Genomic DNA, 20,924 nt, shown 5'->3' on the forward strand with positions numbered 1-20,924 from the left:
AGTGGGTGACGCAGGTCACAGGGAACACACCCGGTGTCGGGCGTGTTGGCGATTGACGAGACCGCTGGACAGCGGCTCAGGTAGTATTGAGCAGTTGCCGTGGGCGCCGATCCGTTCGAAGTCCAGCCCGCGGTGCGCGTGCGGCCCGGTCCGGCTCGGCATTCCGCCGCCGACCGTGTGGCCCGCGCCAAACCGACAGCGCCCTGCTGGACATGCCGGGGCGCACCCACGAGAGGGCACCCCCAAATCCACATGAGCGAGCAGATCTCCGAACTCACCACAGGCCAGGAGCTGGCCCCCACCGCCCCGGTCCGTCCGGAGGCACCGACCTTCGCCGCGCTGGGCGCGCGCCAGGAGACCGTCGAGGCCCTGGCCGCCGCCGGCATCACCCGCGCCTTCGCCATCCAGGAGTACGCGCTGCCGATCGGGCTGCGCGGCGTCGACCTGATCGGTCAGGCGCCCACCGGCACCGGCAAGACCCTCGGCTTCGGCATTCCGCTGCTGGAGCGGGTCTTCGCCCCCGCCGAGGGCGGCGACGGCGTGCCGCAGGCCCTGGTCGTCGTTCCCACCCGTGAGCTGGGCATCCAGGTCGCCAAGGACCTCGCCGCCGCCGGCCGGACCCGGGGCGTCCGGGTGCTGCCGATCTATGGCGGTGTGGCGTACGAGCCGCAGATCGACGCGCTGCGCAAGGGCGTCGAGATCCTGGTGGGCACCCCGGGCCGGCTGATGGACCTGCAGAAGCAGAAGCACCTGCGGTTGGACCGGGTGCGTGCGCTGGTCCTCGACGAGGCCGACCGGATGCTCGACCTGGGCTTCCTCGACGACGTCGAGAAGATCCTGGCGATGCTGCCGGAGGACCGGCAGACGATGCTCTTCTCGGCCACCATGCCGGACCCGATCGTCGCCCTGTCCCGGCGCTTCCTGCGCCGGCCGGTGACGATCCACGCCGGGCACACCGCCGAGACCGGCCCGTCGCCGCAGACCCAGCAGCTGGTCTACCGCACCCACTCGATGAACAAGGTCGAGATCGTGGCCCGGATCCTCCAGGCCGAGGGGCGCGGGCTCACCATGATCTTCACCCGGACCAAGCGGGCCGCCGACCGGGTCGCCGAGGACCTCGACTTCCGCGGTTTCGCGGTGGCCGCCGTCCACGGGGACCTCGGCCAGGGCGCCCGGGAGCGGGCCCTGCGGGCGTTCCGCGCCGGCAAGATCGACATTCTGGTCGCCACCGACGTGGCGGCGCGTGGGCTCGACGTCACCGGCGTCACCCACGTCATCAACTACGACTGCCCGGAGGACCAGGACACCTACACCCACCGGATCGGCCGTACCGGCCGGGCGGGGGCGAGCGGCGTCGCGGTGACCTTCGTCGACTGGGACGACATGCCCCGCTGGCGGATCATCGACAAGACGCTGGGCCTGGACATGCCGGAGCCGCCGGAGACGTACCACACCTCCCCGCACCTCTACACCGACCTGGACATCTCCACCGAGGTGAGCGGCACCCTGCCGACCGCCGAGCGGACCCGCGCCGGGCTCGGCGCCGAGGTCGAGGAGGACCTGGGTGGTCCGTCCCGCCGCGGTGAGGGCGGCCGGGGCGGCCGTCGCGGCGAGAGCCGGGGCCGGGGTCGCGGCGAGGGTCGTGGCCGCGGCGAGGGTTCCGGCCGGGGCGAGGGTCGCGGCCGGGGCGGCGACGCCGCCGAGGCGCCCGCCGAGTCCGCCACCGCGGACGGGGCCACCCGCGCTCCGCGTACCCGCCGACGTCGCCGGCTCTCCGACGACGGGGCCGCGAGCGAGCCGACCGGCGTGGTCACCGCCGACACCGGCGACGCCGAGCCGGCCGCGTCCGCCGAGGGTGGTGCGACCAAGCCGCGCCGCCGCCGACGCCGCCGTGGTGGCGGTTCCGGCGCGGGTACGCCCGCCGAGGCGACCACCGCCGACTGACAACCGCAGCACCCGACATCCCCCGTACCGGCCCGCCCGGTCCGGGGGATGTCCCTTTTTCGCCCGACCGCCGCCGGTCGACGAGGCTCGGTGGAACGTCATGGGGCGTGCGGTGCGGGACACCTCGGGGTGGGCCGCCGGTCGGGAAGCCGGCCCGGAGCAGGATGATGGAACGATGCCGGAACCGCTGGATGACGCCCTGACCGAGGTCCGGGCCCTGCTGCTCGACCCCGCGCTGACCCGGGCGGTGGCCGCCGGGCGCCGCAAGGGTCACCGCCCCTCGGTGGTCCGCGCCGAGCTGCGGCCGGTGACCTTGAAGGCCGGGCCGCGGATCCAGATCTCCACCTCGGACGGCTCCCGGCCGTACACCCGGAACGTCGCGCCCGGCGCGGAGGCCGACGCGGCGGTGGACGCGCTGCTGGCCGAACCCTTCGGCAACTGGCACGTGGAGACGACCGGGGCGACCCTCCAGCTACGGGTGACCAAGTCCGGTGAGGCGCAGGTGCACCGGGCGGCCGCCAGCCGACCGGCGCCGGCCGCCGAGGGGCACGACCGGGCCAAGGAGTGGCTGCTGGACCCGGGCGACCCGCTCTTCACCGAGATCGGCGGCTCGGCCGCCAAGCGTCGGCAGGTCGACGCGTTCCTGCGTGCGCTGGCGGCGAGCCTGCCCGAGGAGCTGACCGGGGCGCTGCGGGTGGTGGACCTGGGGTGCGGCAACGCGTACCTGACCTTCGCCGCCTACCGGTACCTGTCCCAGCGGGGCCTCGACGTCGAGCTGGTCGGGGTGGACGTCCGCGAGGACCAGCGCCGGCGCAACACCGAGCTGGCCGAGCGGCTGGGCTGGGCCGACCGGGTGAGCTTCGTGGCCGGGACCATCGCCGACGCGGTCGTCGAACCCGCCCCGGACCTGGTGCTCGCCCTGCACGCCTGCGACACGGCCACCGACGAGGCGCTGGCCCGGGCGGTGCGGTGGGGGGCCCGGTGGGTGCTCGCCGCGCCGTGCTGTCACCACGACCTGGCCGCCCAGCTGCGCGCGCACCCGGCCCCGGCGCCGTACGAGTTGCTGACCCGGCAGGGCATCCTGCGGGAACGCTTCGCCGACGTGCTCACCGACGCGGTACGCGCCGGGCTGCTCCGGCTGCACGGCTACCGGGCCGAGGTGGTGGAGTTCGTCGACTCCCAGCACACCCCGCGGAACCTGCTGATCCGCGCCCGGCGCACCGGTACGGAGCCGACGCCGGAGCAGCGTTCCGAGTATCGGGCCCTGGTCGACCAGTGGCAGGTCACGCCGCGGTTGGAGACGCTGCTCGCGCAGCACTAAGGCCGCGCCGCGCATCCGACGCCGGGTCAGCGTCGCCGGTCGCCGCTTCGGTCCCCCCGGCCGCGGTCGAACGCCGACACCCGCTCGCCCGGGCCGCGCTCCGACCGGTCGTGGTCGGGCGGCAGGGTCGGGAACGGCACCACCTTGCCGGGCGCCTCGGCGTTCCCGGCGGCGGTGAAGGCGTTCCAGGAGATGTCCACCAGCAGCTTCTTCAGCTCCGCGTGCCGCTCCGCGGCGTTGCGTTGCAGCGCCAGCCGGGCCCCGAGCACCACACTGACCAGGGTGGTGGTGATCGCGCCGGTGGCGGCGAGAACCTCGGCGCCGGTCGCCTGATCCCCGTTCAGGACCAGCACCAGCAGCCAGATCCAGAAGGCGGCGGCGAAGACGGCGGCCTTCGCCACGAAGAAGAGGCTGACCGCACCCGGGCGGTGCGACAGCGGGCGGCTCGAGTCGGCCATGCTGCTCCTCGGCGGTTCGCCGGTCCGGACGTCAGTCGGACACCTCGGGCGGCGGGAACGGATCAGGCATCGAGCTTAGTTGACGCGGGACAACCAACCACCAGCGCGGGGGCACCCGTGGTCCCGTGCATGAGACGATCGGGCAATTGCGCGGGCGGGTCGCCGTACTACTCTCATAGACGCACCGTCCGGTGCGCCGGTCGGAAAGGAAAGACGCTCAAGCAGATGGGCGCCGCTGAGGTATCGCCGCAGATGGCCTTCGCACGCTTCGTGCGTCGGGCCATCGACGACGCACGTGACGAGCGCGGCTGGACCGTCACCGACCTGGCGGCACACACCGGCGTAGGGCGTTCGACGGTCTTCCGTTGGCTGGCCGGCGACTGGCAGGACTACCCCGAGCTGGCCAAGGTGCGCGGCTTCTGCGCCGCCCTCGACCTGCCGGTGGCCGCGGCGTTCCGCGCGCTCGGCCTCCCCGACGCCGGCGCGGCACCCCGCCGCCGCAGCGACGACGCGCCCGTCGAGGCGGACGTCCGGGTGATCATGGAGCGGCTGGCCGACCCGTCGGTGCCGGCCGAGGAGAAGCACCACATCCGGGATCTGCTGCGTTACCTGGCCCGCCGCCCGGCCCGCCGCGCCGGCTGAGGGCCCGCCCTTCCGGCCACGCACCAGGCTGAGACCTCGGCCCGGAGCTGGACCACGCCGGCCGGAGACCTCAGTCGACCGTCAGGGTGAACTCCGCGGTGCGTACCTCGCCGGCCACCTGGAAGTCCAGGTAGAGCCGGTATCGGCCCGGCCCGGGCGCGGTCAGCCAGAACGTGACCGTGTCCCCGGCGGGCGCCGGTTCGGGGTGCACGTGCAGGTAGCCCAGGTCACCCTCGCGGAGCGCGACCAGGTGGCCGTACGCGCCGAGGTAGGGCTCCAGGGCGGCGGGGGCGTCGCCGCTGCGGACCCGGAAGGCCAGCGGCACCGCCGTGCCGACCTTCGGGGTGCCCCGGTAGTCGACGGTGAAGCCGTCCACCGTGGCGGCGGTCGCCGGCGCGGGCAGCGGACGGGGCCGGTAGTCGCCGGGCGCCACCAGGTCCACCCCCAGCGTCGCCGCGGTCTGCCGGCCGTCGTCGGCCAGCGCGGTGAAGTCCGCGTACGCCCGCCAGGTGCCCGGCTCGGCCAGGGTCAGCGGCACCGACCAGGTGCCGTCGGTGGCCATGGTGGGGTGCAGGTGCTGGTAGCCGGTGAGGTCCCGGCGCACCACGACCAGGTGCATCGGCTTGTCGTGCACCACCGCGAACCGGGTCACCGGTCGCCCCGCGGCGTCCCGGATCCGGAAGCGGAACTCACCGGGCCGGCCGGGGGCGAACGCGGTGCCCACCGGCGCGAGGGTGTAGCCGGCGGAGGTGACGGCGAGGCCGCCCGCCTCGGCCGGGTCGGGTTGGCCGGCGACGGCGGATCCGTGCTGGTGGGCGCCGGTGCCGGCGGCGTGGCTGTGCTCCCCGCCGGGCATTGCCGCGCCGGCGGTGGTGGCCGGGCCGCCCGCCGGGGCGCCGGGGCCGGGGTTGGCCCGGCCGAGGCCGAAGCCGAGCAGCACGGCGAGGACCAGCCCGCCCACGGTGAGCGCCAACCGCAGCGTGGCGCGGTCCGGCCCGGTCGGCGGCGGTCCCCCGATCGCGGACAGCCGGTCCGGCCCGGCACCGGAGCGGTCGACGAGGTCGTCCGGGTCGCGGTCGGCGACGGCCGACCGCCCCTCGCCGGTCGGCGGGGGCGGAACGGGGCGCTGGTCGGCCATGCGACCACGGTACCGGCGGGCCGGCCGGTGCCGGGCCGGCGAACCTCGGCCGTGGCAACCGTCGCAATCCGCGACGGCCGGGAACTTTTCCGACTCAGCCGGCCAGCGCGAGGGCCAGCGGCAGCACGTCCGGGGCGCCGGACCGGCGCAGCAGCCGGGCCACCATGGTCATCGTCCAGCCCGAGTCGACCAGGTCGTCGACGAGCAGCACCGGGCCGGCCAGTCCGGCGAGGGCGTCGGCCAGGTCGTCCGGCACGGTGAAGGCGTCGTGCAGGGTGCGTACCCGCTGGGCGCTGTTGCCGCGCGGCCCGCCGGTGCCCGCCGGGCCGACCGGGACCACCCGGCCGAGCAACGGCAGCCGGCCCACCGCGGCGATCCGGGTGGCCAGCGAGTCGACCAGCTCCGGGTGGCTGCGGGAGCCGACGGCGACCACGCCGGCCGGGCGGCGCGGCCACGGGTCGTCGCCGTGCGCCCACGCCTTGAGCACCTCCACCACGGCCGCCGCAACGTCGTCCGGCACCGGGCCGTCGGGGGACTCCGGGCCGACCAGGCCGCGCAGCCGCCCACCCCAGCCCAGGTCCGACAGCCGGCCCACGGCCCGCCCGGGCAGCGCCTGCTCCGCCGGGGCGATCCGGCCCTTCAGGGGTACGCCCACCGCCTCCAACCCGGTCGGCCAGAGCTTCTTCGGCCCGACCTCCACGCCGGGGCGGCCGAGGAACGTCTGCGCGGCGGTCAGCGCGGCGTCGGAGACCTCGGCGGTGAACAGCGCACCGGCGCAGTTGTCGCACCGGCCGCAGTCACCCGCCCCGGCGTCGTCCAGGCATTCCCGCAGGTAGCGCAGTCGGCAGCCGGGCGTCGAGGCGTACTCCCGCATGGCCTGCTGCTCGGCGGTGCGGGCCTGGGCGACGCGGCGCAACCGGGCCTCGTCGTAGACCCAGGGCTCGCCGGTGGCGAGCCAGCCACCGCGCACCCGGCGGACCGCGCCGTCGACGTCGAGCACCTTGAGCATCAGCTCCAGCCGGGCGCGACGCAGGTCCACGATCGGTTCCAGGGCCTGGGTGGACATCGGCCGGTCGGTGGGGAGCGCGGCCAGCACCGCCCGGACCTGCTCCTCGGGCGGGAAGGCCAGCGAGGCGAAGTACCGCCAGATGGCGGCGTCCTCCACGCCCGGCAGCAGCAGCACCTCGGCGTGGTCGACGGCCCGGCCGGCCCGGCCGACCTGCTGGTAGTAGGCGATCGGCGACGGCGGCGCACCCAGGTGCACCACGAAGCCGAGGTCCGGCTTGTCGAAGCCCATGCCGAGCGCGCTGGTGGCCACCAGCGCCTTGATCTTGTTGTCGAGCAGGTCCTGCTCGGCGGCCCGGCGGTCGGCGTCCTCGGCCTGCCCGGTGTACGAGGCGACCGACCAGCCGCGGGCGCGGAGGAACTCGGCGGTCTCGGTGGCCGCCGCGACGGTGAGCGTGTAGATGATCCCCGAGCCGGGCAGCCCGTCCAGGTGGTCGGCGAGCCAGGCCAGCCGGTGTGCCGGGCTGGGCAGGTCGAGCACGCCCAACCGCAGCGACTCCCGGTCCAGGGTGCCCCGCAACACCAACGCGTCGCCCAACTGCTCGGCCACGTCCTGGGTGACCCGGGCGTTGGCGGTGGCCGTGGTGGCGAGCACCGGGGTCCGCTCGGGCAGGTTGGCGAGGAAGGTACGCAGCCGGCGGTAGTCGGGCCGGAAGTCGTGCCCCCAGTCGGAGACGCAGTGTGCCTCGTCCACCACCAGCAGCCCGGTGGTGGCCGCCAGCTTCGGCAGGACGGAGTCCCGGAAGTCCGGGTTGTTGAGCCGTTCCGGGCTGATCAGCAGCACGTCCACCGCGCCGGCCCGGATCTCGTCGGTGATCTCGTCCCACTCGTCGAGGTTCGCCGAGTTGATGGTGCGGGCCCGGATGCCGGCCCGGGCAGCCGACTCGACCTGGTTGCGCATCAGCGCCAGCAGCGGCGAGACGATCACCGTCGGGCCGTGCTCGCCGTGCTCCCGCAGCAGCGCGGTGGCCACGAAGTAGACCGCCGACTTGCCCCAACCGGTGCGCTGCACGCAGAGCACCCGCCGCTGGTCGACCACCAGCGCCTCGATCGCGCGCCACTGGTCCTCGCGGAGCCGGGCGTGGTCGCCGGCCAACCGGCGCAGCACCGCCTCGGCGCGCTGGCGTACCGCCGTCCGATCGTCACCCATCCGGCATTTCTACCAGGTGTCAGGTGGGGCCCTGCCAACTCGGAAGGAAGATCAACACGTCCCGGAGCCGTCCGGTGACGTTGGCTGGCAGCCCACAGCGTGCGCCCAGCTCCTCGACCGACCCGTACGGGCCGTGCTGCCGCCGGTCGGCGACGATCAGGCGGCGCTGCCCGTCGGTCAGCCCGGGCAGCCCGGCCAGCACGTGGTCCGGAACCGCGTTGACGTCCACCAGACCGCCGTCGTCGAAGGTCCGGGGCAGGTCGGGGCGGCCGATGCGCAGGTCCGTCCGCGCCGTCGGATAGCGGTGGAGCAGGTAGCGGGCATGTTCCCGGCGGGCCCGCCGCTCGTCCGCGGCGCGGCGCTGGTCCGCCCCGAAGAGCTTGCCGACCATCGCCGTCAGGGTCGGGTTGAGCAGCACCACATGGGTGGTGCCCACCACCCAGCAGATCCCGATCACCACGACGAAGAAGAGGACCTCACGGTCGGGCGGGTCGCTCTCGGGTGTCGCCGGTGAGGTCAGGGCGACCACGATCAGTCCGACGATCAGCAGGAGGTATCCGCTTCCCGCCAGGGCGAGCCGCCAGCTGCGCCGCCACAACGCGTAGGCGAGCACCACGGCCCAGGTGAGGAAGCCGACGGAGAACAGGCAGGACGCCGTGCCGACGACGGTCGCGACGGCCGGGAGCCAGCGGGGGGTCGGTCGACCGGTCGGCGGGTACGGCGGCGCGGGCACCCCGATCGGCAGATCGACGGGGGCGCCCGCCGGCGGACGACCGGCCGCCGGGTGGGCGGCGGGCGTGGACTGGACGGCTGGGTGGACAGCCGGTGCCGGCAGGACGGCGGGGTCGGTGGCCGGAACGGCCCGGTCGGTGGCTGGCGCGGCCGGAACGGCCCGGTCGGTGGCTGGCGCGAACGGAATGGGTGGAGGGGCCGGTGCCGGCTGGACCGCCGGATCGGTGGCCGGTGCCGGCGGGCCGGCCGGACGGGCCAGCGGCGCCGCCGGGACAGGTGAAGGGCCCGCCGGAGCCGAAGGGCCGGCCGGAACCGCGGCGACCAGCGTCGGGTCCGACCGGAGGATGCGGCCGTGCAGGTCCCGCAGGGCCTCCCCCGGCTCGATGCCGTGCTCCTCACGGAGCAGGCCAGCAAAGTCCCGGTACGCGGCCAGCGCCTCGGCCTGCCGGCCGCCGCGGTAGAGCGCCAGCATCAACTGGTGCCGCAGCCGTTCCCGGACCGGGAACTCGGCGACCGCCTCGACCAGCTCGCCGACCAGCTCCCGGTGCCGTCCGGCCGTCAGTTCCAGCTCGGCCCGGGTCTCCAGCGCGACGGCGCGCAGTTCCACCAGCCGGTGCCGGGCGATCTCGAAGTACGGCCCGGCGTATCCCGCGAACGGCTCCCCCTGCCACAGCTCCAGCGTGGCGGTCAGCCCCGCCAGCGCCTCGTCCGGACGGCCGGCGGCGTGCCGCTGCCGGGCCCGGTGGACGCCGCGCTCGAAACGGATTGCGTCGACCGCCTCCGGGGGGACGTTCAGCCGGTATCCCGCATCGGTCAGGGTCAACACCTGGCCGGGCGTACGCGGGGACCGCTCGGGCTCCAACACCCGGCGCAGCCCGGCGACGTACTTCTGCACCACGTTGGCGCCGTTCGCGGGCGGATCGTCGGGCCAGACCGCTTCGACGATCTGCCCGGTCGGCACCGCGCGCCCCGCCGAAAGCAGCAGAACCGTCAGCACCGCGCGCTGTTTGCCGGGCCCGAGGTCGAGGTGCCGGTCGGCGTACCAGGCCCGCTGCGGTCCGAGCAACTGGAAGCGCAACGCTTCTGACATGCGGTTTTCCGCTCCTGACGCCCCGAGCCGCGCGGTACGGCAGTGCACGGCAGCCGGACGGCAGCATAACGGCAGTCAACCGGCAGGCGGGGCCGGCAGCATCTTGTCGGTAACCAGCTGACCTGTGTGGAAGTGAGTTCAACGAGATGACGTACCGAACCGGCGCCGCCGGCCCGCTCCGGCGGATCGTGACCACCGCGACCGCCGTGCTGACCGTCACCGCCCTGCTCGCGGGTTGCGGCACGGGCGACCGGAGCTCCGACGCGACGGGCTCCTCCGCTCCGACCCCGTCGCCGTCGGCCGATCCGAAGGCCGAGCTGTTGGCCGCCGTGCCGGACGGGCAGGAGCCGAGGTTCCGCTACACCGAGCAGAACGGGCCCGACAAGCTGTCCGGTGTGGTGGACCCGGCGGCGAAGGCGCAGGAGCTGACCGTCACGGAGACCGACCCGGACTTCGCCATGGTCCTCAACCTGCGGGTGATCGACGACCGCACCTGGATGCGGGTGAAGCTGACCGGCGTGGACGGCCTGCACGAGATGATGAAGCTGCCGAAGCGGTGGATGACCCTCGACCCGGCGAAGATGAAGGACTCGGAGCCGCTCGCGTACGAGGGCAGCGACCCGGGCAACACCGGGGTCTTCCTGGAGCACGCCTCGGCGGTGCGGAAGAAGGGCACCGGGACGTACACCGGCTTCCTCGACCTGACCGGCGGCCCGGAGGTCACCGAGGCGCTGAAGAGCCTCGATCTGGTGGCGAGCGGAGCGGCGGCGAAGAAGGTCCCGTTCACCGCGGTCGTCGGCGCGGACGGCAACCTGGCCTCGCTGTCGATGACCGTTCCGGCGGCCGGCAAGCGGAAGGCCCGCAAGGTGGTCGTCCGCTACTTCGACTTCGGCAGTGCGCCGAAGCTCACCGCGCCGGCCGGTGATCAGGTGCAGGCGGCGCCGGCTTCGGCGTACGAGTTGCTCGGCGGCTGATCCGCTTCGGACAGCGCCGAATCGGTGATCGGCGCCCGGCAGCCGCACCTCGGCAAACGGGCAGCCAGCCGGCCGTACCGGATGGCAAGGTGTTCGACGGCAGCAGCCACCGCGAGAGAGAGAAACACGATGACAGAGGCACCGGGCCGCACCCGTACCCTTCGACGGACGGCGGGCACCGTCACGGCCCTGCTGGCCGCGACCGCACTGCTCGAAGGGTGTGGGTCGACGGACGAGCCGGCCGCGGCGCCCACCGGCGGGGCGACGGCCGCGCCGACCGTGACCGCCAGCCCCAGTCCCAGCCCCACCGCGAACCCGAAGGAGACGCTCCTCGCCGCGGTGCCGGACGAGGGGGCCGGCCCGTTCCGGTTCAGCGGCAAGGACGGGTCGATGAGCATGAGCGGCCGGGTGGACCCCGACGCGCTCGGCTACGAGATCAGCACGGTCTTCCCGAAGGACGCGGACGGCATCAGCGGAAAGATGTCCTTTTTGATGATCAAGGAGGACCTCTGGATGAAGCTGAAGCTCACCGGGCACCCGGGCCTGCCGAGGTTCCCGGACAAGTGGATGAAGCTCGACAAGTCCAAGCTGGACGACAAGGAGTCCGTGCCGGCGTACGAGGGCGCGGACCCGGGTCAGACCACGGCGCTGATCGAGGCGGCCACCACCGTCAAGGAGCAGGGGCCGGGCAGCTACACCGGGTTCATCGACCTGACCAAGGGCGAAGCGGCGGACGCCCTGGACGAGGGCGAGGCCAAGGCCCTGGGCAAGGCGGGCCGGCGGGTGCCGTTCACCGCGACGATCACGGACGAGCACCTGACCTCGCTGGTGCTGAACATCCCGGCGGCCGGCGGGAACAAGGCCTACCAGTACGTCGCGAAGTACACCGGCTTCGGCAGCACGCCGGTGATCGTCAGGCCGACCGGCGACCAGGCGACGAAGGCACCGGCCCTGGCGTACGAGATGTTGAACAGCTGATCTGTTCCGGACGACGAGGGGTGGCGGCCACACGGGGGGCCGTCACCCCGCTCGTCGTCAGCGGCCGAGCACCGACCCGCCGTTGACGCCGAGCACCTGCCCGGTGACGTAGCCGGCGGCCGGGCTCGCGAGGTAGCGGACCGCCTCGGCGATGTCGTCGGGCCGACCGGCCCGCTTGACCAGGGTGGCGTCGACCCGCTTCGCGTGCCCTTCGGGGGTCATCCGGTCGCCGAAGAACTCGGTCTCGGCGACGTATCCGGGGCTGACCACGTTGGCGGTGATCCCCTCGGGTCCGAGCTGCGCCGCCAGGTCGTACGCCCAGCCGTGCAGGGCCGCCTTCGCCGCCGAGTACGGCCCGGCCCCGCCGCGCTGGGCGGCGATGGAGCTGACCAGGATCACCCGCCCGCCGGGGCGGCGCAGCGCCGGCCGCAGCGCCTCGGTGAGCAGGACGGCGGTGAGCACGTTGGCGTCCAGGTTGGTCCGCCAGAAGTCGGCCACCCCGGCCAGCGTGGCGGTGTCGCCGCCCAGGTAGCCGCCGGCGTTGTTGACCACCACGTCGACGGCCCGCTCCCCGATCGCCTCGACCACCCCACCGAGCTGTGCCGGATCGGTCAGGTCCGCCGTCACCGCGCTGACCGCCTCCGTGCGCCCACTCTCGACGGAGATCCGCTCCGCGGCCGCGACCAACACGTCCGCCCGCCGCCCCACCACCAGAACGTCGTACCCGTCCAGCGCGAGCCCCCGCGCGCAGGCGGCCCCGATCCCCGTCCCCCCACCACTGACCACAGCCAACCGCTCTCCCACGGCGACCCCCTCTCTGCCTCGATCATGAAGTTAGCGCCTTCCGGCACGGCGTGTCGCGCCGCTAACTTCATGATCAACGCTTTGAGGGGCGGCGGGGGGTACGGAGGGCGCGGGTCAGGGGGGTGAGGCGGGTTTTGAGGCCGGCTAGGCCGCCGGGGAAGAAGTAGACCGCGAGGATGAAGACGGTGCCTAGGACGAAGAGGGGTTGGCTCAGCGGGCGGCTGAGGAACTCCGGGAGGGCGTCGACCGTGTCGCTGCTGCCGAAGGCGGTGAGGCGGTGGTCGAGGTACATGTAGAGGATGCCGCCGAGGACCGGGCCCCACCTGGTGCCGGGGCCGCCGAGGACGACCATGACCAGCAGGGACAGGGTCAGCTCGCTGCTGGTGACGTGCGGGCTGGCGCCGCCGACGATCAGGCAGTAGACCACCCCGGCCGCCGCGGCCAGGCCGCCGGCCAGGGTGAACGCGACCAGCTTGAACCGGTACGGGTCGAGCCCGAGCACCCCGATCCGCCGCTCGTCGTCGCGCAGCCCGGCCAGCACCCGCCCGGTCGGCGAGCCGCTCACCCGGTGCACCACGAAGACCACCACCGCCAGGTACGCCAGCGCCAGCCAGTACAGGTTGACCGTGTTGGTCACCCCGACCAGGGCGGCGGGCAGCCCGGAGACGTCCAGCGGCAGCCCCTCCTCGCCCCCGGTGAGCCCGCCGAAGTCCCGGGCCACCAGGATCGCCCCGACCTGGGCGAACGCCAGGGTCACCATGGCGAAGGCGATCCCGACGGTACGCAGCGCCACCGCACCGAGCAGCGCCGCCAGGACCGTCCCGCCGGTGATCGTGAGCAGGGCGGCCTGCCACAGCGGCAGCCCGGCCCGGGTGACCAGGATGTCGGTGCCGTAGACCCCGGCGGCGAAGTAGAGGGCGTGCCCGAAGGAGAGCATCCCGGTGCGGCCGAAGAGCAGGTCGTAGCCGGCGGCGAGCCCACCGAAGACCAGGCAGACGGCGAGCAGTTGCAGGGTGCCCGGCGAGTTCAGCGGCCCCTCGAAGATCCCCGGCAGGGCCACCGTCGAGTACGGCACGACCGCCGCCACGGCCAGCGCCACCAGCGGCAGGTACGGCCGCAGCCCGTGCCAGCGCGAGCGGCCGGGGGTCAACTCGTCGGGGACGTGGGCCGGGGGCGCCTCCACCATGGATCCGGTCATGCGGTTGCCACCTTTCCGGCGAAGCCCTGCGGGCGCAGCAGCAGCACCACGGCCAGCAGCGCGACCACGCAGACGTCGCCGAGGCCGGACGGGCCGTAGTAGTTGACGAACTGTTGCAGCAGCCCGACGGCGACGGCCGCGTACGCGGAGCCGACCACCGAGCCCATGCCGCCGATCACCACCACGATGAAGGCGAAGATCAGCAGCGAGCCGCCCTGCCCGGGCGAGACGGTGCCGAAGTAGACGCCGCCGAGCGCGCCGGCCAGCGCGGCGGCGGCCCCGCCGATCGCGAAGACCAGGGTGAACGCCTTGCGGACGTCGATGCCGAGGGCGGTGACCATCTCCCGGTTCTCCACCCCGGCCCGGATCACCAGGCCGTAGCGGGTCCAGCGGAGGAAGGCCAGCAGCGCGGCGAGCACCACGGCGGCGGCGACGATCAGCAGCAGCCCGGCGTTCGGCACGTTCGCGCCGAGGATTCCGGTGACCTGGCGGGTCCAGTGCGGGCGCGGGAAGGGTCGGGCGTCGGCGCCCCAGGTGGCCTGGAGCAGCGCCACCCCGGCCAGCGACAGCCCAACGGTGACCAGCACCTGCTCGATGGTGCGCGAGTAGAGCGGCCGGATCAGCACCAGCTCCACCAGCACGGCGACCAGCACCCCGGCGGCCACCCCGAACGCGACGGCCAGCAGGAAGCCGAGGCCGTCGGGCCCGGCGCCGGGCAGGTTCCCCGACGCCCACCAGGTGGCGTACGCGCCGACGCCGAGGAACAGCCCGTGCGCGAAGTTCAGCACGTCGGCCAGGCCGAAGACGAGGGAGAGTCCGGAGGCGACGAGGAAGTACAGCGCGGCCAGGCCCAGCCCGGTCAGCGTCAGCAGGATGACCGTGCCCATCAGCTCTCGTCCTTCCGTACCCCGGCGGGGGTGGGGGTGCCGTGGTGGTCGCCGGATCCGACGCCGAGCAGCGAGCGGGTCAGCTCGGCCTCGGCGAGCAGTTCGGCGGCGGCCCCGGCCCAGGCGACCCGGCCGGCGGCCAGCACCACCGCGTCGCGGGCCAGCCGGCGGACCACGGCCAGGTTCTGCTCGACCAGCAGCACCGGCACCGACTCGGCGACCCGTTCCAGCACCTCGGCAACCTCGGTGACCACCTTGGGCGCGAGCCCCTTGGTGGGCTCGTCGACCAGCAGCAGCCGGTTGTCGTTGAGCAGCACCCGGCCGATGGCGAGCATCTGCTGCTGACCGCCGGAGAGCGAGCCGGCCCGTTGCCGTCCGCGCCGGTCCAGCTCGGGGAAGAGCGCGAAGACCTTGTCGTACGCCGGGGTGGTGCCCCGCCGTTCGGCGAGCCGCAGGTTCTCCGCCACGGTGAGGCCGGCGAAGACGTCCCGGTCCTCCGGGACGTAGCCGAGCCCGGCGCGGACCAGCCGGTGGGTGGGGCGACCGAGCAGGTCGCCGCCGTCCATCCGGATGCTGCCGCTCGCCTCGCCGTTGCGCGGGGTGAGCCCGACGATCGCCCGCAGGGTGGTGGTCTTGCCGACGCCGTTGCGGCCGAGCAGCACGGTCACCCCGGTCGGGGCGACGGTGAACGACACCCCCTGGAGGATGTGCAGCCCGGCGATCCGCACCGACAGGTCCTCGACGCTCAGCACAGGCGCGGTCATAGTTGTTCTCCGAGGTAGGCCTCCTGGACGGTGGCGTTGGCCATCACCGTGTCCGGGGTGTCGCAGGCCAGCAGCGCGCCGTGGTGCATCACCGCGATCCGGTCGGCGAGTCCCAGGATCACGTCCATGTGGTGCTCGACCATCAGCACCGACCGTCCGTTGTCGCCGGTCAGCGACCGGATCACCGCGACGAGTTCCGGCACGTCCTCGGCGCTGACCCCGGCCATCGGCTCGTCCAGCAGCATCACCCGGGGTTCGCCGGCCAGCAGCAGGGCGATCTCCAGCTTCCGTTTCTCGCCGTGGGCGAGGGTGCCGGCCAGGGCCGTACCCCGGTGGTGCAGGCCGACCCGGTCGAGCGCCGCGTCGGCGGCGGCGGCGACCTCCCGGTCGGCCGCCGCCCGCCGCCACAGCTTCATCGAGCCCCCGCGGTGCGCCTGGACGGCGAGCCGGACGTTCTCCCGGACGGTGAGCGACCCGAAGACCGAGGACGCCTGGAAGGTACGTCCCAACCCGAGGCGGGCCCGCCGGTGCGGCGGGAGTGCCGTGATGTCCTCGGAGTCCAGCAGGATCCGGCCGTCGGTCGGCCGGCGCAGGCCGGTGATCAGGTTGAACAGGGAGGTCTTGCCGGCGCCGTTGGGCCCGATGACGCCGAGGAACTCCCCGGGCGCCAGGTCGAACGCGACGTCGTCGACGATGGCGACCTCACCGATCCGCCAGGTCAGACCGCGGGTGGCGAGCAATGGTTCAGCCCTTCATCTGGGTGACCGGCGGGGCGGCCTCGTCGCCGGTCAGGCTCTTCTCGGCGGTGGCGGTGAAGTCGGTGCCGCTGCCGGTCAGCTTCGCCTGGAACATCGGCTGGATCAGGGCGTGGTCGTCGGCGCGTACCGTCATCGGGCCCTTGACGCCGTCGAAGCTCCAGCCCTCCAACGCCTTGATCATCTTGTCCACGTCGTCGCCGCCCTCGGTGACCGCCCGGACCACCATCTGGGCGGCGGCGAAGCCGTCCGGGTGGAACAGGTCCAGCGTGCCGCCGGGGATCTTGGCCTTGGCGGCCTTCGCGGCCTCGGTGTCGCTGGCGCCGTCGAAGTAGTGCGACAGGAACGAGATCTTGCTGCCAGCGGCGCCGAAGGTGGGCCAGGAGGCGCGGATGTCCAGCCCGGTGACGACCGTGGTGGCGGAGAGCACGCCCTGCTGGTCCAGGGTCTGCCACATGGCCGGGGCGGTGGTGCCGGCCCAGGCGACGAAGAGCAGGTCCGGCTTGGCGGCCTTGATCTGGCTGGCGAACGGGGTGAACTCGGTGGCGCTGGCCGGGGCCCGGACGCTGCTGACGGTCGCGCCGGCGCCGCCGATGACCGCCTTGACCGCGGCCTCGTTGGCGTCGCCGAAGGCGCCGTCCTGGGCGAAGACCACGACCTTCTTGCCGGTCGGGTCGCCGATGAACGACTTGGCGGTGACCACGTCCTGGTACGACTGCCGCCCGGAACGGAACGTGTACTTGTTGGCGCCGGTGATGGCGTCGGTGGCCGCCGGTCCGGAGATGAAGAGGACCTTGTTCTGCGCGGCGATCGGGGCGACCTGGAGGGCCACGCCCGAGGCGGTCGAGCCGGCCAGGATCTTCGTGCCCTTGCCGATCAGGTCCTTGGCCGCGGAGACCGCCTTGGCCGGGTCACCGGCGTCGTCGACCTCGGTCAGCTCGATCTTCCGGTCGCCGACCTTGCCGGTGCCCTTGGTGGCGTAGTCGAGCCCGGCCCTGAACCCCTCGATGTACTGCTTGCCGTAGCTGGCCAGCGGGCCCGACTGGGAGTAGACCAGGCCAACCTTGACCGGGGCGGTGCTGTCGCCGCCGCCGGAGGCGGTCTCCTGTGGGCTGCCACAGGCGGTGGCGGCGAGCGCCGCCGCCAGCATGGTGGCGGACAGGATCGCCCGCCGCGTCGTCCGGACCGTCATTGCGACTCCACGTGAGGACTCGGAGGTGGGGAACTCTATGTGTCGGCTCACGCTAGAAGTGACGTCACCCACGGGCTATGTGGTGGAAACACACAAGTCACCGGAGTGGGGTGGCCGGCCGTAACAGCCACCGGCCCGCCGCCGTAACCACACCGACCCGGAATGGGCCGGATCGCCACCGGCCGGGCGCGACCTGTGTCGGCCCACCACCTGCCGCACACGACGGTGGCCCGGCGCGGGCCGGGCCGGCTGGCGCGTCGTCCGCACCCACCGACCCCGGCTCCCCGCCGGGCCACTCCTGCCGTCCGCGCCGGTCACCCGGTCACGGCGGTGTCACCAGGTCAGACCATCGACCTCCGTCGCCGCGCGACGATCAGCAGCACCACGCCCGCCAGCACCGCCAGCGAACCGCCGCCGATGATCCCGGTCAGCTTCAGACCGGTGACCGGCAGGTGCGGCTTCCAGCCGCCCCCGTGCGGCGGGTACGGCTTCGCCGCCCGGTTGGTGAAGGTGCAGATGATGTTCTGCCGCAACCGCGGGGTGACCACGTCGTTCACCACGGGCACCCGCTGGCTGGTGCCGGCGAGCACGCAGCTCAGGTCGACCAGCTCGTAGCCCTTGGGGCCTTCGGACTCGGAGAGTCGGTAGCCCACCCCGGCCTCGACGGTCACGCCGGTGACCTCCGGGCTGCCGGACCGGCCGCTGATCGGGGTCGCGCCGTTGAGCGGAGTGGCCGTCAGCAGCCAGTCGGTGGGGTCGGCCTTGCCGCCCCAGCCGTCCTTGCCGCCCCAGCCGTCCTTGCCGCCGGTCGAGCCGGTCCAGCCGGTCGCGCCGCTCGGAGTACCCTGCGGTGCGCCGTTCGGGGCGCCGGAACCGGTCCAGCCGGTCGGGCCGGTCCAGGGCTTGCCCTCCTCGACCTTCTTCACGAGGGTCAGGTGCGGCCGGCCCGGGTCGAGCTGCCCGTTGCGCCAGGTGCAGGTGTAGCTGCGGTCGGCGGCCGGGGTCAGCACGTTGTTCGGGGTCGGCACGACGTCACCGGTGTCGTTGTAGACGCAGCGGACGTCGTCGATCGGGGCGTACCCGGCCGGACCGCCGCTCTCGGTGAGCGTGTAGCCGATGCCCGCAGTGGCCACCGCGTTCGTCACCGCCGGCTCACCACTGCGACCGGTGATCACCGTGGCGCCCGAACCGGGCGGCGGAGTCGCGGTCAGCGTCCAGTCCTGCGGGGTGGCGGTGCCCCCGTACTTGTTCTCCACCTGCTTGACCAGGGTGAGCCTGGCCTGGCTCGGTGGTGGCTGGGCCAACCGGTTGGTGAACGTGCAGGTGATGTCCTGGTCGAACCCGGGCGTCAGCACGTTGTCCGGGGTGGGCACCACGGTCTGGGTACCGGTCAGCACGCACCGGACCGCCCCGACCTGCTCGTACCCGGCCGGACCGCCACTCTCGGCGAGGTCGTACTGGGTGTTCGGGTACGCCTGGGCGTTGGTGACGGCCGGCTCGCCACTGCGGCCGGTGATCGTCGGGATCAGCACCCGCGACCGTGGGGTCGCCGACAACACCCAGTCCTGCGGTGCCGCGCCGCCGCTCGCCACCTGCTTGACCAGGGTCAACCTGGCCGCTTGTGCGACGTTGGTGGCGGTGCAGATGGCCGTCTGCCCGATCTGGACGGCCACCGTGCCGTCGGCCCCGGTCGGGCCTGGGCCCTTGGGCGGCCCTTCCGGCTGGGCCAGCAGGCAGTTCCAGCTCCCGGTGGCCGGCGGGACGATCACCGCGCCCTGCTCGACGGTCTGCTTGAAGCCGGGCACGCTGGTCTCACCGAGCGAGTAGACGAGGTCCGGCGTGACGGTGTCGATCACTCCGGTGGTCCCGCTGATAACCGGCGTCGGCGACCCCGGCGGGTACGCGTTGAGCGTCCACGCGGTGGGCGGCGGCGTGGTGCCGCCGTACGGGTTGTCGACGGACTTGACCAGCTGCAACCGGGTGATACAGGTGACCGTGTTGGTGATCTGGAAGGTGTTCAGCCCCTCGGCGAGGGTCTGGGGGCCCAGGTCACCGCTGGCGGTGTTGGTGCAGCCCGGCGGCAGCAGCTGGGTGTTGATCGTCTCGTCGATGACGATCTCCTGACCGGCCTGGAAGTCGTGGTACTCCACGCCCCAGGCCGGCTGGACGATCGGCGGCAGGATCAGCGCCGCCTGGAACTCCGGGTCCTGCTCCGGGTCCTGGAACGTCTGCCCGTTGATCACCCAGGTCTTGTTGACCACGACGGTGGCCTGCGGGTCCGCGGCCTGGTTGAGGATCACGCAGCTGACGATGCCGGTGGCAAGGGCGTCCACGCTGAAGGACGTACCGGCGCCGTTGGTGACGGTGGTCGGGTTCCCGTTGGCGGTGCAGGAGGCGTTGAAGTCGCCCTGCGGCACGTGGGTGTAGCCGGGCTGGACGGTCTCGTCGAGGGTGACCGGCCTGCTGGTCTGGCCGCCGAGGTCGACGGCGAAGTTCACCGCGCCCGTCGAGGTGTCGGTGACCCCGCTGACGGGGGTGACCCCGCCGGTGGTGGTCGAGATGGTCCAGCCACCGGCGGGTTGCGCGTCGGCGGGTGTGCCGCCCGGCGGGATGACCTTCTTGACCACGCTGATCGTGCCGGCGCAGTTCTCCAGCGCGAGCTGCCGGAACAGGGCTTCGAGCTGGTCGAAGCCGGTCTGGTAGTAGTCGTCGTTGGCGATCGGGCCGGAGATGGCGACCAGGTTGTCCGGGGCGCCGCTGACACCCGCGCCCACCCCGACCGCGATGATCTTCGTGCCCCGCGCCTTGAGCGCGTTCGCGGAGAAGACGCCCTGCTCCACCTCCTGGAAGCGGGTGAAGCCGCCGGGGCCCTGGGCGGGCGGGGGCCCGTACACCGTGGGGTTGCCGTCGGTGAGCACGATCGCCGCGTCGTAGTCGAACGGTGAGGCGGCGACCTGCCAGATGCCCTGGTCCCAGTTGGTGTTGCCGCCCGCGGTCAGGCCGTTGATCGCGGCCTTCACGGTGTTCGCGCCGTCCTGGTCCGAGACCGGGGTCGGGTTGAGCACCGCCGTGGCGTTGGTGGCGAAGGTGTAGAGCGCGATCTCCGACGGCGTGCCGGTGAGGGCGTCCACGAAGCCGTCCGCGGCGGCCTTCACCGTCGGCAGGGACGAGCTGATCGAGCCGGAGACGTCGATCACCAGCGCGATGTGCAGGCCACAAGCGCCGGACAGCGGCGGGTTGTTCCGCTCGTCGGCCCAGAGCGGGCCGCGCGCGGTCCGGTTGGTGTTGCCGGTGGTCGGCACCGGGAAGGTGTACGTCTGGTTGTTGGCCACCGCGCCGGTGAACACCTGGTTGTAGGGCGTGGACTGGAACGGCGCGCTGCCCCCGTTTCCGGTGACCAGGCTGGGGATGACCCGCCAGCCGGCCGGCGCGCTCTGCTCGATGATCCAGTAGCCCTGGTTGGTGCCGGTGCGGCCGGGCACGTCCACGCTGCACGAGCCGGTGGCGTCCGTGGTGCAGGTGGCGTCCGGCGCTGGCAGCGGGCTCGGCGGGGCGCCGCTGGTGCCCGCGTAGAAGGCGAAGGTCGCCCCGGCCAGCGGGCCGACGGTCTGCTCGCCGGTGCGGTCACCGCCCTTGTTGACGATGAGTGTGGCGGTGGTCGGACTCGCGGCCTGTGCCGGCGTGGCCGCCTGCGGCGTGACCAGTGGCAGCAGCCCGGCGACCAGCGCCAGCGCGGCGGTGGCGGACCACCGTCGCCGCGCTCGTGTGGTGCTGAGAATGGACATTCAGAAACCCCCGTACGCCGTGCGGGACGGCGCGAACCCGTGACCCA

16 protein-coding genes are annotated in these 20,924 nt (G+C 73.5%); 5 read left to right on the forward strand and 11 right to left on the reverse strand.

Going from position 1 to position 20,924, the window contains the following annotated elements; all coding sequences use genetic code 11:
* Positions 1–252: 252 nt before the first annotated feature.
* Both GA0074704_RS28325 and GA0074704_RS28330 read left to right on the forward strand, forming a co-directional pair.
* A complete protein-coding gene (locus tag GA0074704_RS28325; protein WP_088973296.1) occupies positions 253–1,944 on the forward strand; it encodes a DEAD/DEAH box helicase in 1,692 nt (563 codons plus the stop codon).
* A 175-nt stretch (positions 1,945–2,119) separates the two neighbouring features.
* Positions 2,120–3,265 carry a class I SAM-dependent methyltransferase gene (locus GA0074704_RS28330; protein ID WP_088973297.1) on the forward strand — a complete coding sequence of 382 codons (1,146 nt, stop codon included), beginning with the start codon at positions 2,120–2,122 and terminating at the stop codon, positions 3,263–3,265.
* Between the two features lie 26 nt (positions 3,266–3,291).
* Here the strand turns inward: GA0074704_RS28330 and GA0074704_RS28335 are convergent, their stop codons facing one another.
* Positions 3,292–3,723 carry a hypothetical protein gene (locus tag GA0074704_RS28335; RefSeq protein ID WP_088973298.1) on the reverse strand — a complete coding sequence of 144 codons (432 nt, stop codon included), beginning with the start codon at positions 3,721–3,723 and terminating at the stop codon, positions 3,292–3,294.
* A 225-nt stretch (positions 3,724–3,948) separates the two neighbouring features.
* On the opposite strand from GA0074704_RS28335, the gene GA0074704_RS28340 reads away from it, so the two are divergent.
* The gene (locus tag GA0074704_RS28340) at positions 3,949–4,365 is read left to right on the forward strand and encodes a helix-turn-helix domain-containing protein (protein WP_088973299.1); all 417 of its coding nucleotides are present in this window, start codon (positions 3,949–3,951) and stop codon (positions 4,363–4,365) included.
* Between the two features lie 70 nt (positions 4,366–4,435).
* Here GA0074704_RS28340 and GA0074704_RS28345 read toward each other — a convergent pair whose 3' ends face one another.
* From GA0074704_RS28345 to GA0074704_RS29720, 3 genes are all read right to left on the reverse strand, one after another.
* Positions 4,436–5,503, reverse strand: coding sequence for a hypothetical protein (locus tag GA0074704_RS28345; protein ID WP_231926704.1), 1,068 nt, complete (start codon positions 5,501–5,503; stop codon positions 4,436–4,438).
* Between the two features lie 94 nt (positions 5,504–5,597).
* Positions 5,598–7,718, reverse strand: coding sequence for a RecQ family ATP-dependent DNA helicase (locus GA0074704_RS28350; protein WP_088973300.1), 2,121 nt, complete (start codon positions 7,716–7,718; stop codon positions 5,598–5,600).
* Between the two features lie 19 nt (positions 7,719–7,737).
* Complete coding sequence (locus GA0074704_RS29720; protein ID WP_088973301.1) at positions 7,738–9,540, reverse strand: BTAD domain-containing putative transcriptional regulator; 1,803 nt, start codon at positions 9,538–9,540, stop codon at positions 7,738–7,740.
* A 146-nt stretch (positions 9,541–9,686) separates the two neighbouring features.
* Here GA0074704_RS29720 and GA0074704_RS28360 point away from each other — a divergent pair, with 146 nt between their 5' ends.
* Both GA0074704_RS28360 and GA0074704_RS28365 read left to right on the forward strand, forming a co-directional pair.
* Positions 9,687–10,514: a hypothetical protein gene (locus GA0074704_RS28360; protein WP_088973302.1), complete on the forward strand. Its 828-nt coding sequence runs from the start codon at positions 9,687–9,689 to the stop codon at positions 10,512–10,514.
* Positions 10,515–10,643: 129 nt separating this feature from the next.
* Entirely contained in the window at positions 10,644–11,492 is an 849-nt protein-coding gene (locus GA0074704_RS28365; RefSeq protein ID WP_088973303.1) for a hypothetical protein, read from the forward strand.
* 57 nt (positions 11,493–11,549) lie between these two features.
* Here the strand turns inward: GA0074704_RS28365 and GA0074704_RS28370 are convergent, their stop codons facing one another.
* The 7 genes from GA0074704_RS28370 to GA0074704_RS28400 all read right to left on the reverse strand — a co-directional run bounded on the left by GA0074704_RS28370 (position 11,550) and on the right by GA0074704_RS28400 (position 20,877).
* Positions 11,550–12,296 carry an SDR family NAD(P)-dependent oxidoreductase gene (locus tag GA0074704_RS28370; protein ID WP_088973304.1) on the reverse strand — a complete coding sequence of 249 codons (747 nt, stop codon included), beginning with the start codon at positions 12,294–12,296 and terminating at the stop codon, positions 11,550–11,552.
* Positions 12,297–12,369: 73 nt separating this feature from the next.
* Complete coding sequence (locus GA0074704_RS28375; protein ID WP_088973305.1) at positions 12,370–13,494, reverse strand: branched-chain amino acid ABC transporter permease; 1,125 nt, start codon at positions 13,492–13,494, stop codon at positions 12,370–12,372.
* Positions 13,491–14,381, reverse strand: a complete 891-nt coding sequence (locus tag GA0074704_RS28380) for a branched-chain amino acid ABC transporter permease (protein WP_088973306.1) — start codon at positions 14,379–14,381, stop codon at positions 13,491–13,493. Before GA0074704_RS28380 ends, GA0074704_RS28375 begins: the two co-directional genes overlap by 4 nt.
* Entirely contained in the window at positions 14,381–15,145 is a 765-nt protein-coding gene (locus GA0074704_RS28385) for an ABC transporter ATP-binding protein (RefSeq protein WP_088973307.1), read from the reverse strand. The genes GA0074704_RS28380 and GA0074704_RS28385 overlap by 1 nt, the downstream gene beginning before the upstream one ends.
* Complete coding sequence (locus GA0074704_RS28390) at positions 15,142–15,885, reverse strand: ABC transporter ATP-binding protein (protein ID WP_088973308.1); 744 nt, start codon at positions 15,883–15,885, stop codon at positions 15,142–15,144. The genes GA0074704_RS28385 and GA0074704_RS28390 overlap by 4 nt, the downstream gene beginning before the upstream one ends.
* 4 nt (positions 15,886–15,889) lie before the next feature.
* Positions 15,890–17,092 (reverse strand): substrate-binding domain-containing protein, encoded by a 1,203-nt coding sequence (locus GA0074704_RS28395; RefSeq protein ID WP_088973309.1) that lies wholly within the window; start codon positions 17,090–17,092, stop codon positions 15,890–15,892.
* Between the two features lie 341 nt (positions 17,093–17,433).
* Complete coding sequence (locus tag GA0074704_RS28400; protein WP_088973310.1) at positions 17,434–20,877, reverse strand: VWA domain-containing protein; 3,444 nt, start codon at positions 20,875–20,877, stop codon at positions 17,434–17,436.
* Positions 20,878–20,924: the final 47 nt, after the last annotated feature.

The organism is Micromonospora siamensis (assembly GCF_900090305.1).
Taxonomy (GTDB): domain Bacteria; phylum Actinomycetota; class Actinomycetes; order Mycobacteriales; family Micromonosporaceae; genus Micromonospora; species Micromonospora siamensis.